15 protein-coding genes and 2 pseudogenes are annotated in these 15,142 nt (G+C 39.5%); 1 reads left to right on the top strand and 16 read right to left on the bottom strand.

Going from position 1 to position 15,142, the window contains the following annotated elements; all coding sequences use genetic code 11:
* Positions 1-96: 96 nt before the first annotated feature.
* From WKU33_RS10780 to WKU33_RS10730, 11 genes are all read right to left on the bottom strand, one after another.
* Positions 97-645 (bottom strand): SpoIIIAH-like family protein, encoded by a 549-nt coding sequence (locus WKU33_RS10780; protein ID WP_336251408.1) that lies wholly within the window; start codon positions 643-645, stop codon positions 97-99.
* An 11-nt stretch (positions 646-656) separates the two neighbouring features.
* Positions 657-1,277, bottom strand: a complete 621-nt coding sequence (gene spoIIIAG / locus WKU33_RS10775) for a stage III sporulation protein AG (RefSeq protein WP_336251407.1) — start codon at positions 1,275-1,277, stop codon at positions 657-659.
* On the bottom strand, positions 1,274-1,888 hold the full coding sequence (gene spoIIIAF, locus WKU33_RS10770) for a stage III sporulation protein AF (protein ID WP_156858080.1): 615 nt from the start codon (positions 1,886-1,888) through the stop codon (positions 1,274-1,276). The genes spoIIIAG and spoIIIAF overlap by 4 nt, the downstream gene beginning before the upstream one ends.
* A gap of 10 nt (positions 1,889-1,898) precedes the next feature.
* Positions 1,899-3,077, bottom strand: a complete 1,179-nt coding sequence (spoIIIAE, locus tag WKU33_RS10765; RefSeq protein ID WP_188858734.1) for a stage III sporulation protein AE — start codon at positions 3,075-3,077, stop codon at positions 1,899-1,901.
* Between the two features lie 11 nt (positions 3,078-3,088).
* Positions 3,089-3,481 (bottom strand): stage III sporulation protein AD, encoded by a 393-nt coding sequence (gene spoIIIAD / locus WKU33_RS10760; RefSeq protein ID WP_156858078.1) that lies wholly within the window; start codon positions 3,479-3,481, stop codon positions 3,089-3,091.
* A 34-nt stretch (positions 3,482-3,515) separates the two neighbouring features.
* Positions 3,516-3,716, bottom strand: coding sequence for a stage III sporulation protein AC (spoIIIAC, locus tag WKU33_RS10755; protein ID WP_156858077.1), 201 nt, complete (start codon positions 3,714-3,716; stop codon positions 3,516-3,518).
* A gap of 18 nt (positions 3,717-3,734) precedes the next feature.
* Positions 3,735-4,247 (bottom strand): stage III sporulation protein SpoIIIAB, encoded by a 513-nt coding sequence (gene spoIIIAB, locus WKU33_RS10750; protein ID WP_336251406.1) that lies wholly within the window; start codon positions 4,245-4,247, stop codon positions 3,735-3,737.
* Entirely contained in the window at positions 4,247-5,167 is a 921-nt protein-coding gene (gene spoIIIAA, locus WKU33_RS10745) for a stage III sporulation protein AA (protein ID WP_336251405.1), read from the bottom strand. Before spoIIIAA ends, spoIIIAB begins: the two co-directional genes overlap by 1 nt.
* A gap of 286 nt (positions 5,168-5,453) precedes the next feature.
* Positions 5,454-6,014, bottom strand: a complete 561-nt coding sequence (efp, locus tag WKU33_RS10740) for an elongation factor P (RefSeq protein WP_156856763.1) — start codon at positions 6,012-6,014, stop codon at positions 5,454-5,456.
* 19 nt (positions 6,015-6,033) lie between these two features.
* Positions 6,034-7,098, bottom strand: coding sequence for a M24 family metallopeptidase (locus tag WKU33_RS10735; RefSeq protein ID WP_340454484.1), 1,065 nt, complete (start codon positions 7,096-7,098; stop codon positions 6,034-6,036).
* Between the two features lie 90 nt (positions 7,099-7,188).
* Positions 7,189-7,695 (bottom strand): YqhR family membrane protein, encoded by a 507-nt coding sequence (locus WKU33_RS10730; RefSeq protein ID WP_188858729.1) that lies wholly within the window; start codon positions 7,693-7,695, stop codon positions 7,189-7,191.
* Positions 7,696-8,113: 418 nt separating this feature from the next.
* Here WKU33_RS10730 and WKU33_RS10725 point away from each other — a divergent pair, with 418 nt between their 5' ends.
* On the top strand, positions 8,114-8,497 hold the full coding sequence (locus WKU33_RS10725) for an SA1362 family protein (RefSeq protein ID WP_156856766.1): 384 nt from the start codon (positions 8,114-8,116) through the stop codon (positions 8,495-8,497).
* A 38-nt stretch (positions 8,498-8,535) separates the two neighbouring features.
* On the opposite strand, the gene WKU33_RS10720 is transcribed toward WKU33_RS10725, so the two are convergent.
* From WKU33_RS10720 to WKU33_RS10700, 5 genes and pseudogenes are all read right to left on the bottom strand, one after another.
* Positions 8,536-9,423, bottom strand: a complete 888-nt coding sequence (locus WKU33_RS10720) for a patatin-like phospholipase family protein (RefSeq protein ID WP_336251403.1) — start codon at positions 9,421-9,423, stop codon at positions 8,536-8,538.
* Positions 9,424-9,585: 162 nt separating this feature from the next.
* On the bottom strand, positions 9,586-10,008 hold the full coding sequence (gene mntR, locus WKU33_RS10715; protein WP_156856768.1) for a transcriptional regulator MntR: 423 nt from the start codon (positions 10,006-10,008) through the stop codon (positions 9,586-9,588).
* A 459-nt stretch (positions 10,009-10,467) separates the two neighbouring features.
* Complete coding sequence (locus tag WKU33_RS10710; protein WP_336251402.1) at positions 10,468-11,730, bottom strand: MFS transporter; 1,263 nt, start codon at positions 11,728-11,730, stop codon at positions 10,468-10,470.
* A 467-nt stretch (positions 11,731-12,197) separates the two neighbouring features.
* A pseudogene (locus WKU33_RS10705) lies at positions 12,198-13,967 on the bottom strand (vitamin B12-dependent ribonucleotide reductase); the annotation flags it as partial.
* A 322-nt stretch (positions 13,968-14,289) separates the two neighbouring features.
* Positions 14,290-15,084: pseudogene (locus WKU33_RS10700) on the bottom strand (ribonucleotide reductase N-terminal alpha domain-containing protein); the annotation flags it as partial.
* Positions 15,085-15,142 lie beyond the last annotated feature (58 nt).

Here is a 15,142-nt window from a genome sequence, read left to right as displayed (position 1 = left end):
TGTTTGGTAAGTTCCTGTTGGTTGTTAGGGATACAGCAAGAAATCCAGACGTTGGGGCGTCTGGATTGGGTGGGTCGTTTTTGGTTTTGGGAATGATTAGTAATTGACTTCGACTGGAATGTCACGGTCGAATTCGTCTCTTACCATTTGCATGATCCGCAAGGCTTCTTCATCGGATAATTCATCTGCTCGGACATGTACATGAACCTTTTCGCCAGCAGTGTTTCTCACTAACACATCTTCATATCCGGCTTCAGCAAGTATTGATTCCTCGAGAATTTCTTCCTTCATCTCCACTGTCTCTATTTCATCAATTCCTTCTAATGCACTATTTTTTTCTTCGATACTTGCTGAACCAGAAGCTACGATCGACTCAAGGCGGGATCTTTCCCTGCTCCGGTCATCTTGCACCTTCATACGAATCGTTGTAAATAATTCATCCTCAGCAACATTTGTAATATCGGTAACCTCTGCTTCAGCCAATTCTTCTGAAGTGGAATCTGTTTCAGCTACGTCTTCTTTTAATTCATCTTCTTGATTAATAAAGGCTAGGTCACCTTCATTCGGCGACATAATATAATACACACTCAACACAATTAATAAACTTAACATCGTCAACAACCAAACCGTCTGTTTTTTTAACATCATTCTCCTCCTTAATCTTTAGGCATAACAGAAATTCGATGGGAAGGAACATCCAGGACACTGGAAATTGCTTCGATGATCCAACTTTTTACACTCGGTTGTTCTGCACCCTTTGCTACAACAAATACTCCTCTTACTTCCGGTCGTTTCGTTTGAACAAGGAGCGGCTTTTCCGTATCTCCTTGACGTACTAAAACGACTTGCGTATCTTCTGTACGATCCTCTACTTGTCTTGTACCACCGCTTTGGTCTTCCTCATTAGTCGTTTGCGTTCCTGATATTAAGTTACGCTCGTACACTTTGACATCGGAGGAATCGAGATTAACCATCACTTCTGCTTCAGAAACTCCTTGAATCTTATTAAGCATTGTTTCTAAATCTTGTTGGTACCCATTTGCAAGTTGTTCCATATCTGCTACTGCCTCCGATGATGTTTCCCCCGACTCTGCTTGCTGTTCTGTTATTTCAGGTTCGTAATGAAATTCTGTTTCTTCCGGGTCGTCTTTTTGGAATAAATTACTGATGAGCAGCAGCAGCACACCGACTAAACCAAGAATAATAAAGTATTTTGGCCGTAGTGGCTTTTTCTGTCCTGACTCTGCGGAAAATATTTTATCAATAAATCGTTTCAAGATGCCCCCCCTTCCCAGTAAACAGTAATTTTTTTATCTTGCAGCTCCCAGCGATCCCTCAGTAGTTCGACAATAGGTTCATCCGCTTCTTCCAGTTCTTGGTCTTCTTCCGCGTTGATTACTATTTTCTCGACTGGTTTTATTTGTCCCTCCCTAGCCGTCGATTTTTCCAGATAGACAATTACTTCATCTAGTCCTTCATACGTTTTCTCTGCTTCATCTGCAAAGACAAAGCTAATGTCTGTTATGCGGGCATCGTATTCTGTCTGTAATGCTTCGTCTGTAAGGGATGTGAGTTGGACAGCCATTTCTTCTAAAATATATGCATCATGAGTCGATTCTATTTCACTTTTTTGCAATTCAATGGAATCTTGAACTTCCTCCATTTCACCTCCTGTATCAAAAATGCTTCGGTACGTATCAGCAACAGCTTGCTCGAAGTCCAAATTAAACAAGGAAAATATCGGTGATAGTAAAATGAGAATTAAAATGAGACCTAAGACAAGTTTGATATATTTTCCCATTGATAAATTAGGGATGAGTAAATCAATAATCGTTGCTACCAATATAAAGATAATAATTTGTGTAATCCAATTCGTTAACATTTCCATTCCAATCACACTACCTTAAGAGAAGGGTTAGATTACTTGCCGCAACAATCAAAACGATCGCAAGCAGAAACATAAACGAAACTGCTAACAAACAAGCTAAAACATAGAGTATATAAGTGCTTAACGCCTGTAATGTCGTAATGATCGGTCCTTTCCCAAGCGGTTCTAGAACCGCAGCGGCCACTCTGTAAATAAATGCGATAACTAAGATTTTTATAGCAGGAAACAGACAAATTAATAAAATAATTAGCAACCCAACAATTCCCAAGGAATTTTTAAGTAATAATGTAGCGGTTAATATCGTGTCTGCTGCATCTGTGAACGTTCTTCCAATTACCGGAATGAAGTTCCCTGTAATGAATTTAGCTGTCCGCATGGCGACACCGTCTTGAACAGCACTCGCTGCCCCTTGCACAGACATAACTCCAAGGAAGACGGTCAGCAAGACCCCGAGACTGCTTACCGTGATAGACCGAAGTAAATTCGCCAGATTTGTAACTTTATAGTTTTCTGAAATGCTGCTAATAATGACAAGCAATGCTGCGAAGGATAATAATGGTAAAGCGAAAAATGAAATAAATACACCCGTAAAATGAATGAGAAATATAATTATCGGATGAAAGAAAGATACAGCAAATACATTTCCAAATGTCGCCATTAATCCCAGAATGAGCGGTAGCAAGCCGATCATAAAACTGCTCATCGTATCAATTGTTTGTTTTGCGTAAGTGATTACCGTATAGAAACTTGATAAGGCAATGAAAATCAGGACGAGAAAGACAATGAAATAAGCAATTTTACTAACAGTGCTTTTTTCAAATGCGGCATGCATCGTCTGCAGAATGATAGAAAAAATGGTAAGCAGCAACAGACTGCCTAATAATTTTCCGTTATAAATCAATTCATGGAACAAAAAATCAAGAAGTCCGAGTGCGATTTCTTTAAATGAAAGACTGTCCAAATTTTTCACAATATCGATGAAAGATGTCCGCTCTGCATTAGGAATATAACCGCCATATTCACTGGCAAGCGTTTCCCAATAATCCTCAACTGCATCCAAGGATATTTCTTCAAGTAATTGTTCATTCAGCTCAAAATTTTCTTGTCTATCTTCTTCTGCTTGTACCGGGATTCCGATCCAGAAGCTGCATAAGAATACAAATAAGATGAAACCCGTTTTTCTACTCATATGATTGCTCCTTAAACTGTTGGAAGGAAACTAACGATTGCTTCAATAACGGATGTAATAATTGGAATGGCGAGCAGTAAAATAAATATTTTTCCGGCGAGTTCGATATTTTTGGCAACCGACTGTAAACCGGCATCTTGTGTCATACTCGCCCCCAGTTCTGCAATATAAGCAATCCCGATTATTTTTAAAATCGTTTCTAGATACAATCCAGGAACATTTGCTTGATCTCCCAACGATTGGATTACTTGGAATATTAAGCGGATTTGCCCGATGACACTTGCGAATATCATGATGCCAACAACAATAACAATGAAAAAGGCAAAGGTCGGATTCACATCTTTTAATAGGATGAAAAGAATGCTTGCAATAATGGAAACAATAACAATTTGTAATATATCCATATTTTATCTCCTAAGGATTTATTACTTGTCCTTTTTAAAACAGGAATACCGATTTAATCTGATTAAATAAATCACGCAGTCCATTAATGACGATATAAAGAACGATAATAAATCCGATTAAAGTAGCGAATTGGGCAATTTCTTCCTTTCCCATCTGCTTTAATATCGTATGGATAAGCGCTACAATAATGCCTATGCCTGCGATTTGGAAAAGAACAGATACATCGGTGAGCATGGTCATACCCCTTTCTCGCTATAAAAGCAATAACACGATAAATATTCCTGTTAAGACGCCTAAGCTTCTCGCTAAGTTACTATATTTATAAGATTCATCCCGCGCTTCTTCCAATTCCCGGTCCAAATGGGTTAAAGCAAGCCGGATTTGTTTCTGCTGCTGAATGAAATCGTGCTGGCCTAGTGAATTTCCGAATTGTTTCAGAACTTCAATTTCATTTTTCTTTAAACTCGTCATCTTTCTCAATTCTTCCGTTTTTTCATTCCAGATGACATTGAAGTCGATTTCCTGCTTAAGCATTGCTTCACTGAGTGACTGAAAAAAATGACTGATCGGATGTGGTAACTGGCGGGAAATCGTTTGGAATGCGAGTTGTAAAGGGGTTTGACTGTACGTAATTTCTGCTTCAAGCAATTGTAGAGCGCTTTCTAACTGCCTGATATGCTTCGGACGTTTCTCAAAGCGAAAGCTGAAGTATAAACCTATACAAGTAGTCGCAATAACAAGTATGATTGCTCCTAACCATTTCATCACAAGCCATCTCCAAATGATTGAATACGCTCGCCTGCTTCGTCAAACACTCGAATTTTTTGTCTTTCGGATCTGCGCTTCCCTAAAACGACAAACCGCTTAAGTGTGCGCGTCTCGATGAGTTCACGGACAAGGGGCCGTTTCCTTAAATCTTCCAGCGATTGGCCATGGATCGAGCAAACAACAGTTACTCCAGAGTGGATCGCTTCGTTTAAAGCGTTGATGTCGTTACTTCCACCAATCTCATCAACGACTAGCACTTCTGGAGACATCGATCGGATCATCATCATCATTCCTTCAGCTTTTGGACAGCCATCCATTACATCTGTCCTGCTTCCTAAATCATGCTGAGGAATCCCTTGAATTGCTGCTCCAATTTCAGAGCGTTCATCAATCACGGCAACTTTTCTGCCTGATTTATCTTTCCATCCGCTAGATGCAAGCCGGGTTATATCACGAATTAAGGTTGTTTTTCCAGACTGGGGCGGGCCAATTATTAATGTGTTTTCGTACGATTTGGTGTAGAGTACAGGCATAAGTGATTCGGCCACCCCTAATTTCTGTCGTGCAATACGGATATTGAAGAAAGAAATATGTTGTATTGCTTTTACTGATCCTTCCCGTGTATTCACCTTTCCCGCGATACCAACTCGATGACCGCCTTCTATCGTAATAAAGCCCTCGCGCAATTCATTTTCCATACGATACAAGGAAAATTCACTTAATTGATTTAGCAAAAAAACACCCGTCCTCTTGTCAGGGACAATTGTTGTTATCCATTCCACTTGATCTTCAAAAATCAGTTCTACTGGTTGATAAAGACGGCAGCGTATCTCTTCCAGCCTGTCCCAGCGCTTGCCAACTTTTAAAGCAATATGACTCTTCATTTCTGGTGGGAAAATCCGTAAAATCTCTTCCATGATAATCTCCTACTCCTCTTCTATTGCATTCGAGACTATATAGAAAATGTATGAATCATAAAACAAAATATGATTACATACAAAAAAACAGGGCTGCATCCTGTGGAATGCTACCCTGTTTTTTATATAAAGTGAAACTTCAATCAGTGGGGAATTCCCTACCCCCACTTAATGTTATTTGAACAGAATCAGGTATTTACGGACTGCATATCCCCCACCTTCACATCCCGGGATTCCCTCATGTTTAAAGATGGGGGTATTACAGACCGTTAATACGTGATAAATTTTAGTTTGCACGGGAAACGTATTTGCCTTCGTCGGTACTAATGACTAGTTTATCCCCTTGATTCACAAATAATGGAACTTGTACGGTTATACCTGTTTCTAATGTAGCTGATTTGGAACCGCCGCTTTGGGTATCGCCTTTGATTCCTGGCTCGGTTTCCGTAACTTCAAGCTCCACGTTTTTAGGAAGGTCGATTCCGAGAATTTCGCCCTCATAAGAAATAACTGTAACTTCCATATTTTCCACGATGAATTTTAATTCATGCTCGAGACGGCTTCCTGGAATTTCAATTTGTTCATACGTATTTGTATCCATGAATGCATGGGAATCACCTGAAGCATACAAGTATTGCATTTTATTCGTTTCAATATGAGCACGTTCTACCTTTTCACCGCCGCGGAATGTTTTTTCTTGGATATTACCATTCCTCAAGTTACGTAATTTCGAACGGACAAATGCAGCTCCTTTTCCTGGCTTAACATGCTGGAACTCAATTACTTGCAAAATATCTCCATCTACTTTAATCGTAAGACCTGTTTTAAAATCGTTTACTGAAATCATTAATTTTCCTCCTTATGTGTCATCCTAATTGAATGAATTCTTTTGATGAGGTGGTTAACCGTTTATTTCCTTCTTCTGTAATGACAATATCATCTTCAATTCGGCAGCCGCCAACCCCAGCTACATAGATTCCTGGCTCTACTGTTACGACCATACCCGGTTCTAATTTTTGTTTAGAACATGTGGAGAGTCCTGGCGCTTCATGAACCTCCATACCGAGACCGTGCCCTGTCGAGTGTCCAAAGTTCTCCCCATAACCCATTTCGGTAATATAATCTCTTGTGATGGCATCCGCTTCAACTCCGGTCATACCCGGTTTAATCTCTCTTACCCCACGCATATTCGCTTCTAACACGATATCATAAATTTTCCGAAGTTCATCACTAATTTCACCAACTGCTACTGTTCGCGTAATATCCGAGCAGTATCCTTTGTACAAGGCGCCGTAATCTAATGTAACCAGTTCCCCTGCTTGGATTACTTTTTCAGAAGCTACCCCATGCGGCATGGCAGAACGGTGTCCAGAAGCAACAATCGTATCGAAGCTTGAGGATGTGGCCCCTTTACCGCGCATGAAAAATTCCAGCTCATTAGCGACCTCAATTTCTTTTACTCCCGGTTTGATATAAGATTGGATATGCACAAACGCATCATCCGCAATCTCGGCTGCTTGCTTCATAATCGCAAGCTCTTCCGGTGTCTTAATCATCCGTAAAGCTTCCACAAGACCGCTGACTGGAACTAGCTCCACATCCAACATTTTTTTATACGTTTCAAATTGCCCATATGTAGTATAATCTTTTTCAAAGCCTACCTGGTTTACATTCATATCGTTTAATTGCTTTTTCACTTCGGCATCCAGACCCTGTTTATGTTCAATCACTTGAAAGCCTTCAGCTTGTGCACTTGCTTGTTCAGTATAACGGAAGTCTGTGATAAACCGAGCGTCCTTATCCGATATAATTGCAACGCCTGCCGTACCGGTAAAACCGCTAATATATCTTCTGTTGATTTGGCTAGCAATAATAAAAGCGTCTAATTTGTTTTCTTGTAATTTTTCCCGCAGTTTCTGTAATTTAACCATCGTTCATCTCTTCCCCCATCAAATTTTTCAATATAGTTCATCGTTTTTTTAGTGTATCATAATGTTACCTTGAATGGTAATTTTTAAAGACTAGCTTTCCGGCTCTTGTCTGATTTTGCGTATCTTTGTTTCATGATAATCATAGGAAATGGAATAACCGGTGAAGAGACCATATAATATAAATATACACACAGTCGTAACCCATGTTTCCAAGTTGAGATCCGTCATTGGTCTTGTATAGGGAAGGAGCGGTTGCATGAGGAAAAAGGTAATCCCCCAAAGTAAAATACCATACCCAACCCCCATCCAGATTGAATTTACTTTCCGGAATAAGCCAAAATAAATAACCGCCGGGAAAAGAGATAAGATGCTCGCTATAATAATAGCAACAATATGACCAACTAAACGATCAGACCACCCTGCTTGTATCCACGGTTTCAATAAAAATGTTTTTGGGGCAACTTCTGTCAAGTTGAAAAAATAAGAAACTGCGAGAAACAAGCTCCATAGAAATCCGCCAACCGCTCCAATTATAAGTGCTCGACCAAGTGAGTAGTTAGAAGCTGTATCTTGCTTCTTATCTTTATTTTCCGCCATAGTTGATCACCTCAACCAGTAGTATGACCAATCCTAAAGTTTTCTTTCACTCGGAAAACAATATTTCATTATAATAATAAGCTTAACCAATAGTCTTATGTTATTATTTTTAGTACAATTAAAGCAGGGAAACATTAGTGATATCAGACAAATAAGAAACATGAATTATCACGTATAGTTTTATGTTACTGGTCAAAACTGTTAATAGTTTATCACGCATTAACGGTCTGTAACCCCCACTTCTATACATGAGGGAAGCCCAACATGTGAAAGTGGGGGGTATACAGTAAGGAAACCCACTGAATGAAGTTTCACTTTATCAGATGCAGTTCTTTCCGTAACTTCTAAGTTTCCCGATGCTTAATTGTGGTATATAGCTAGTAGAGTGTATTTTTATGAAGGAAAGGAGGACTTCTTCATGAAGCGTAATAAAATAGCTTATCTTTTTTACATCATTATCGCCCTTGCTGTATTCGGATTGATTACACAGCTGTTCGGAAATACTCGTAATTTTCTAATGGGAATGGCTATGATGCTCGGTTTTGCCGTCGCTATTTTTGCGTTGCTCTATTTTATTGTTAACCGTTCAAGAGGTTCGTCCGATGAAATGAAGAAATATAAACAAGCAGTGAAACAATCCCAATCAAAATACCAACAAGCTGCACCTAAGAAACCAACTCCGGCCCCTTTAGCTAATCGAAAAACTGACCGATCACGGAAAGGTAAAAGGCGTCCTACCCATTTACGGGTAATTGAAGGAAATAAATCGAAAACAAAAGGAAAAGACCGAGCCACTTTCTAAGTAACTCGGTCCGGCTTCTTTTATTTTTAAATCCGCTTCTAGCCTGACCAGCCCCTAAGAAACTGATCTGCTGCCTCTTTCCCTATAGCAGCAAGTTCCAATTTTTTCTCTTCTGACAGGTTAAAATCTGTTGCCGCAAGATCATGTACAGGTATAAATAATATTTTATCTTCCTCTGCTTTCGAAATATACCGCATATCATGCGCCTTCTTCATCGTAAGAAATAGAGCGTGAAACATATTAAGCGCATTTGTAATAATTTGTGGCTCGTTCAACATTTCATCTTTCTCTGTCAATTTCACACCAAGAACGGGCCGTAATTGCTTTTTGCGTCCAAAAATCCAAAGTGGAAAATTACTTAACAATCCTCCATCCACAATAATGCTTTTATTATTTGTTTTACCTGGAAGTTTCTTCGGCATGAAGAAATACGGAAAGCCTGCACTCATCCGTACCGCTTTTGCTACTGGGAAAAGGTTCGGATCAAGACCATAGTGCGGCATAAGATCGTCAGGAAAAACAACGAGCCTCCCAAGCGATAAGTCGCTTGCAACGATCTTCAAATAACCCTCTTTCAAATCTTTAAACGTCCGAATATTTTTCGCTGCTAATATTTCGGTCAGCCATTCTTCCAATTTGTCCCCTTTGTTAATTCCCATTTGAAAATAGAGAAACCCCCATTTCATAAAAGGAAAGTATTTCGTTAGTATCGGTGGGTCCATAAATAATTTCACATTGAGTTCGCGAATAATTTGTTCAATTTCTGTATACGTATAGCGAGCTGCTATTAATGCTGAAATGATTGCACCTGCCGATGTCCCGGCGACACGTTCAAGCTCTAATTGGTGTTTCTCAATACTTTCCAGTACACCTATATAAGCATATGCTTTTACCCCACCACCCGAAAACACCGCATCTATTCGCATAATCCTCCCCCTGATTTTTGCGTAGTATTAATACTTACGAAAGATGGGGATGTATTTAGAACTTATTTTGAATTTTGTTATCAAAATACAGTAGGGGCTGAACACAATCTACATGCCGGTTTATGCAAAAAAACACGCGGCATTGGTTGGCATGCTCGCGTGTTAGTTACTTAGCTTCGATTGCTGTAGTGCTTTTAAATCCTTGACTCGCTGTTCATCTTCTTTAAAATATCTCACTAAATCATCAATTCGATCGATGGAATTCCAACTTAAATGATGTTCAATACCTTCGACATCATCGTAAATATTTTCCTCTTTTACCCCAATTATCTCAAGGAAATCTTCAAGAAGATCATGGCGATATAGTAGCCTCTCGCCAACTTTTTTTCCCTTGTCTGTCAGCATAAAACCACGGTATCTCTCATAATTAACGAATTCACTTTTATCAAGCTTTTGGATCATTTTCGTTACGGATGACGGATGAACATCTAGCTCTTCAGCGATGTCCGATACACGGGCATATCCTTTGGTTTCGATGAGAATATATATTTGCTCAATATAATCTTCCATACTCGGTGTTGGCATATCTTCACCTCATTTCATCGTGCATCAAAGTTTATCCAACGCAAAATTTTTTCTTTCACTTTTAGAATACCTTAAAAACACGAAGGAGACAAGTAATTATACTAAAAAGAATAAAGATAAGTCAACAAGATTCCTGTTACATGCGAATTATCGATAATCGCCTGGAAAAGTTTTGCCTGCTCCTCATGTTCTTCTATATAAGCCTCCAATTTATTTTCCAAAGCTATATTTTCGCTTACAGAAAGCGTTGATTGAGGATTATATCCTAACAATCAAACAAAATCCAAAAGAGTAGAAAACAAATAAACGTACTAAATCTTATTATTGTGGGTACTCACTCTGTTTCATTCCCCCTCTTTCCATCAATTTTGCTAAACTTCACCCAATTTCTTACCATATTTTTCAAAAGACCCTGAAAACCGGCAATCTATTAAAGAAGGCCGGTTTTCATTTACAACGTTATATGGTCTTTTGTTTTTTCTCTAGCTCTTCAATGCTGCTAAAAAGGGAGTAGTAGGCAATAATGACCGAAATAGATACTCCTGCCACTACAAGTAAGAACCCGTACGGATTTAAAAACATAAATGTAACTTGATAACTTACTAGCCAGTCTCCTGCTAATCCTCCAATGACATAAGCTAACGGAAGTGTTGCCCATGAAAGCATTCTGGAAATTGAAAATACTCGACCTAGGTATACAGGATCTGTATTACGCTGAATAAGCGTAATACTTAATGTATTCGTAATCGGCAATAAAAAACCCATCACAATCCATATGCAGCCGATCAACCAAATGCGCTCGGTTAGCCCTGTTAGGAGTACAGCAAGTCCCATCCCCAGTGAAGATAAAAGAACATACCTAATCATCTTGTTTTTTACTTTCAAGGTTGACATAACAATACTACCAAGCACCATGCCAACACCAAATAAAGAAGTCACAAGCCCAAACTGCTCTTCTGAACCAAAGTCTAAAATATAAGGTTGGCGAATGACACTATTTACCCCTAGTGCAACATTAAGCCAAGTATGGAACATAATCATTGAAAATAATGCTTTATGACTGTATGTATAGTGAAATCCATTGATTAAATCTAACCAAAAGCTGGTCTGTTGCTTTTTATCGTCGTTCTCAATTTTTTTATCTAGACGTTCCCATAAAATAAGAACAACAATTAATCCTAGCAAGTAGGTGACAAAATTGATTCCTATAATCCAGTCTATTGAACCAAAGGCATAAAGCGCACCGCCAAGTACTGGTCCAACAATATTCGTTGTTGAGGTTGCAGATGCAAGCATTCCATTTGCCTGTGACAAGCGTTCTTCCGAAATTAGCATCGGTGTCAGCGTTTGTAAGGCAGGCGTTTCTAGCGCACTTACAACAGATAATGTTATTGTCAGAAGAAAAATAAAAAACAACATGAGCCCATCAGCCATCGCAACAACCGTTCCAATCGCGAGTACTCCAGTTCCTAAAATCCCACCGACAGCCAAAGCCAATCTAGGTCCTTTACGATCAATGTAGTTACCAACAAATGGAGAGACCACAACACTCGGTAAATAACTTGCAACCAAAACCATTGCAAAGTTAAGCACTTGGCCTGTAGACTGATAAACCCAAATACCTAACACAAACCGGGTCATTGATGATCCCAATAAAGAAACAAATTGACTTACAATTATCCATAAAAAAACGTAAAAAGTATTCTGTTTTGAAAAATTCAACTTTTATCCTCCGCTCATTGATGCGGAAGCAAACTTTTTTTACACTGTATTAATTAATATAGACAATGCTCCGTTCTACTCCCGCCCTTTTTTTGCTAATATTGGGATTATCGATGCAGACTGTCATCATCTATCACTCTCTTTCTAATATTGGTTCTATATACTATACCATTTTTATTATTTTTTGAAAATACTTGTTACGAAACGCGTTGAAATAAAATGAAACTTCATTCAGTCGGGGTTTCCTTACCTCCCCCACTGAATGTTAGTTGAACAGAATCAGGTATTTACGGGCTGTATATCCCCCACCTTACCTTTTTGGTTTTCCCTCTTGTTTAAAGGTAGGGGTATTAAAGAGCATTAATACGTGACAAATGCAGAGTTAGCCCATACAATAGCAAAAAACAACCTCTTATGGCTATATACCTAAGAGGTTGTTTTATCAAATTCCATTTCTAGTTTAACTTTTATATACCACATTTTAATTGGGCAGCACAGTTTGTACATGTGTTGCATCCGCCAATGTCCTCAATGCTTCCCTGGCGACATACCGGGCACGTATCCCCAATTTCAGAACCGATATTTACATTTGTAGAATCCAGTTCTTGAATTGTGTCCATTAAAACAACTTTCGGCTTATCAGTTTCATCTTCGAACAATTCTGTCTGCTCGCCAACTGTATTTTCTTCGGCTTTCAGTGTCAGTACTTGAGAGTCACGGCTTCCGTCAACATATACGGTTCCGCCTTTTGCTCCTCCCTTGTACAATCTCTGATAGACACTTTCTACTTGTTCAACCGTGTAGCCTTTTGGAGCGTTAACTGTTTTCGAAATAGAGCTGTCTACCCAGCGCTGGATGACACATTGTGTATCCGCATGTTCTTCAGCTGAAAGATCCATCGCAGATACGAACCATTCTGGTAAGTTTTCTTTATCTGCTTCTGGATTATTCTCCAAATACTCCTCAACAATTGCTGCATTCACTTCAATAAATTTACCTAAGCGACCACTTCTGAAGTAGGAGAAGGAGAAGTATGGCTCAAGCCCAGTCGATACCCCAACCATTGTTCCAGTGCTTCCAGTCGGAGCAACTGTTAGCAAGTGGGAGTTACGAATACCGTGTTTCAAAATACCTTCGCGAATATCTTCCGGCATTGTTTTCATATAACCAGTATTGATAAATGCATGACGCAACCGATTCGTTTCTTCATCTGTTTCACCGATCAAGAACGGGAAACTGCCTTTTTCTTTTGCAAGTTCAATGGAAGCTCGGTAAGCGCTCGTTGCAATTGTTTCAAATACTTTATCAACAAGTGCGTTACCTTCTGCTGAACCATATCTCGTTTCCGTGTAGATGAGCAGGTCGTGCAGCCCCATTACCCCAAGGCCAACCCGACGTTCACCGAGGGCTTGCTTTCTATTTTCTTCAAGGAAATATGGTGTTGCATCAATAACATTATCCTGCATTCTAACTCCGGTGCGGACTGTTTCTTTTAGTTTCTCATAGTCCACTGTTTTGTTTACCTTGTCAGCCATTACCGCTAAGTTTACAGCAGCCAAGTTACATACACTGTAGGGTGCGAGTGGCTGTTCTCCACATGGGTTTGTTGCGACAACTTGCTGTCCGTAGCTTGATGCGTTTGTCATATCATTCGCGTTATCGATAAAGAAAATTCCAGGTTCTGCAGAATAGGTCGCACAAACGTTGATTAAGTTCCATAGTTCTTTAGCTCGGATGCGGCGATAAACGCGAACACCATAACCCATTGCTTCCCACTTACGAACGTCGCCAACTTCATGCCACTTTTCGTTATATGCTTTCATTTCTTCCGGTGTATAATTTTCCACATCCGGGAAGCGCAGTTCATACATTTCGTCATTTTCTACAGCTTCCATGAATTCTTTTGTAATACATACGGAAATATTAGCTCCTGTTAGGAAATCTGGATTATGAACACTATAGGAACCGCCATCTCTTAACTTCTGCCCAGCCTCACGCATGGAGGCCTCTGTAAATCCTCCAAGGCCTGGGAAACCTTTATAGTTTTGTACACTTGTATATAAATCAATCTCCGTCTCTGTAAGTGGAGTGAAGTTCAGTTTTTCTCTTGCCAGCGTTTTGATTTGTTCATCTTCCGTATTTTCGATTAAATATCTTAAAATACGCGGATTCTGCATTTTTGAGATGATGAACTCAATAATATCCGGGTGAGAATCCACAAGCATAATCATTTGCGCCAATTATGTTGCGTTGATCCGTTACATCAACTCTCCAGGTCACCCTGAAGTTCAGACCATATCTTACATTCCCTTTCGAATGTCCTCGCACTTCGGAGTCACTTGACTCCTACTCTACTCGCTTCCACATTTAAGTGTGCTTTCGATGGTCGTTGAACCTTCACCATTCGAACAGGTGCTTGGCTGCTGATTGTCTTTAACCACTTGCTGTTTTCAAGCATTCACGCTTACCGTTTCCAGTTACGTTGTAGCCAGCAAGTCATAAAAAGAGTTTCCAGCAATTCACGAGGTTTATTTATAGACGAGGCACTTAAGCAGATTTACCACGTCTCGATCCGCCTTGTTCTACTAAATGAGTCAGTTTGGCAATATCGTCAAGCCAGGATACGGATCCGGATGACTTTCCGTTTACTCCGCGTGCCAATGTGTTTCTCGGACGAAGTGTTGAACCATTTGTCCCTACTCCTCCACCACGGGACATGATTTCCATTACTTGCTTCCGGTGATCGGAAATACCTTCCCGGGAATCTTTTACATATGGCATCACATAGCAATTAAAGTATGTTACATCCGTATTTGCACCTGCACCGTATAACACACGTCCTGCTGGCACGAAATTAAGATCAGCTAGTTCCTTATAAAACATTTCAAATGATTCTTTACGTTTTTCTTCCGTTTCCTCCACTACTGCTAAGCCGGTCGCATTTCGTTTAGCGATTTGCTCATAAAAGACTTCAAGCGGTTTATCAATTACATCAAGCGAACGCGTGATAATACCTGTTTCCATCTCTACTTCGTTATCGAGGGTAGATACAAATTCATCCAGAACTTTAATATCTGCTTCATTTTTCTCCCAATTGATTGCTTGTACAAATCCTAACCCTCTAGCTGGGAATTTAGGATCGGATTTCACTGTTAAAACAACAAAATCACCAGTTTTTAATGTAGCTTTTCCTGTATCTTTAAAAGCGTATCTGTCGAGCATAACTAAGCGTGAGACTCCACTATGTGTGAGCTTCATATCACTAGTAATCGGATGTACTACATCAAATAATTCAATATCCTTATTCAATGAAACAACATCAATTCCATTCACTTTTTCTAATATCGTCGACACGAAACCACTCCTTTATTCATCTTTTTATGTGTAATGTGTTATAATTATGTAGTACCAC

It is taken from the genome of Oceanobacillus sp. HCA-5259, from assembly GCF_037892815.1.
Lineage (GTDB): Bacteria > Bacillota > Bacilli > Bacillales > Amphibacillaceae > Oceanobacillus > Oceanobacillus indicireducens.
This window is presented reverse-complemented; position numbering and strand designations above follow the sequence as displayed.

Excerpts from the sequence above, each read along its gene's own strand:
- WKU33_RS10780 (WP_336251408.1), bottom strand. The coding sequence starts at position 645 with ATGTTAAAAAAACAGACGGTTTGGTTGTTGACGATGTTAAGTTTATTA.
- spoIIIAF (WP_156858080.1), bottom strand. The coding sequence starts at position 1,888 with ATGGAAATGTTAACGAATTGGATTACACAAATTATTATCTTTATATTG.
- spoIIIAE (WP_188858734.1), bottom strand. The coding sequence starts at position 3,077 with ATGAGTAGAAAAACGGGTTTCATCTTATTTGTATTCTTATGCAGCTTC.
- spoIIIAD (WP_156858078.1), bottom strand. The coding sequence starts at position 3,481 with ATGGATATATTACAAATTGTTATTGTTTCCATTATTGCAAGCATTCTT.
- spoIIIAC (WP_156858077.1), bottom strand. The coding sequence starts at position 3,716 with ATGCTCACCGATGTATCTGTTCTTTTCCAAATCGCAGGCATAGGCATT.
- spoIIIAB (WP_336251406.1), bottom strand. The coding sequence starts at position 4,247 with ATGAAATGGTTAGGAGCAATCATACTTGTTATTGCGACTACTTGTATA.
- spoIIIAA (WP_336251405.1), bottom strand. The coding sequence starts at position 5,167 with ATGGAAGAGATTTTACGGATTTTCCCACCAGAAATGAAGAGTCATATT.
- efp (WP_156856763.1), bottom strand. The coding sequence starts at position 6,014 with ATGATTTCAGTAAACGATTTTAAAACAGGTCTTACGATTAAAGTAGAT.
- WKU33_RS10735 (WP_340454484.1), bottom strand. The coding sequence starts at position 7,098 with ATGGTTAAATTACAGAAACTGCGGGAAAAATTACAAGAAAACAAATTA.
- WKU33_RS10730 (WP_188858729.1), bottom strand. The coding sequence starts at position 7,695 with ATGGCGGAAAATAAAGATAAGAAGCAAGATACAGCTTCTAACTACTCA.
- WKU33_RS10725 (WP_156856766.1), top strand. The coding sequence starts at position 8,114 with ATGAAGCGTAATAAAATAGCTTATCTTTTTTACATCATTATCGCCCTT.
- WKU33_RS10720 (WP_336251403.1), bottom strand. The coding sequence starts at position 9,423 with ATGCGAATAGATGCGGTGTTTTCGGGTGGTGGGGTAAAAGCATATGCT.
- mntR (WP_156856768.1), bottom strand. The coding sequence starts at position 10,008 with ATGCCAACACCGAGTATGGAAGATTATATTGAGCAAATATATATTCTC.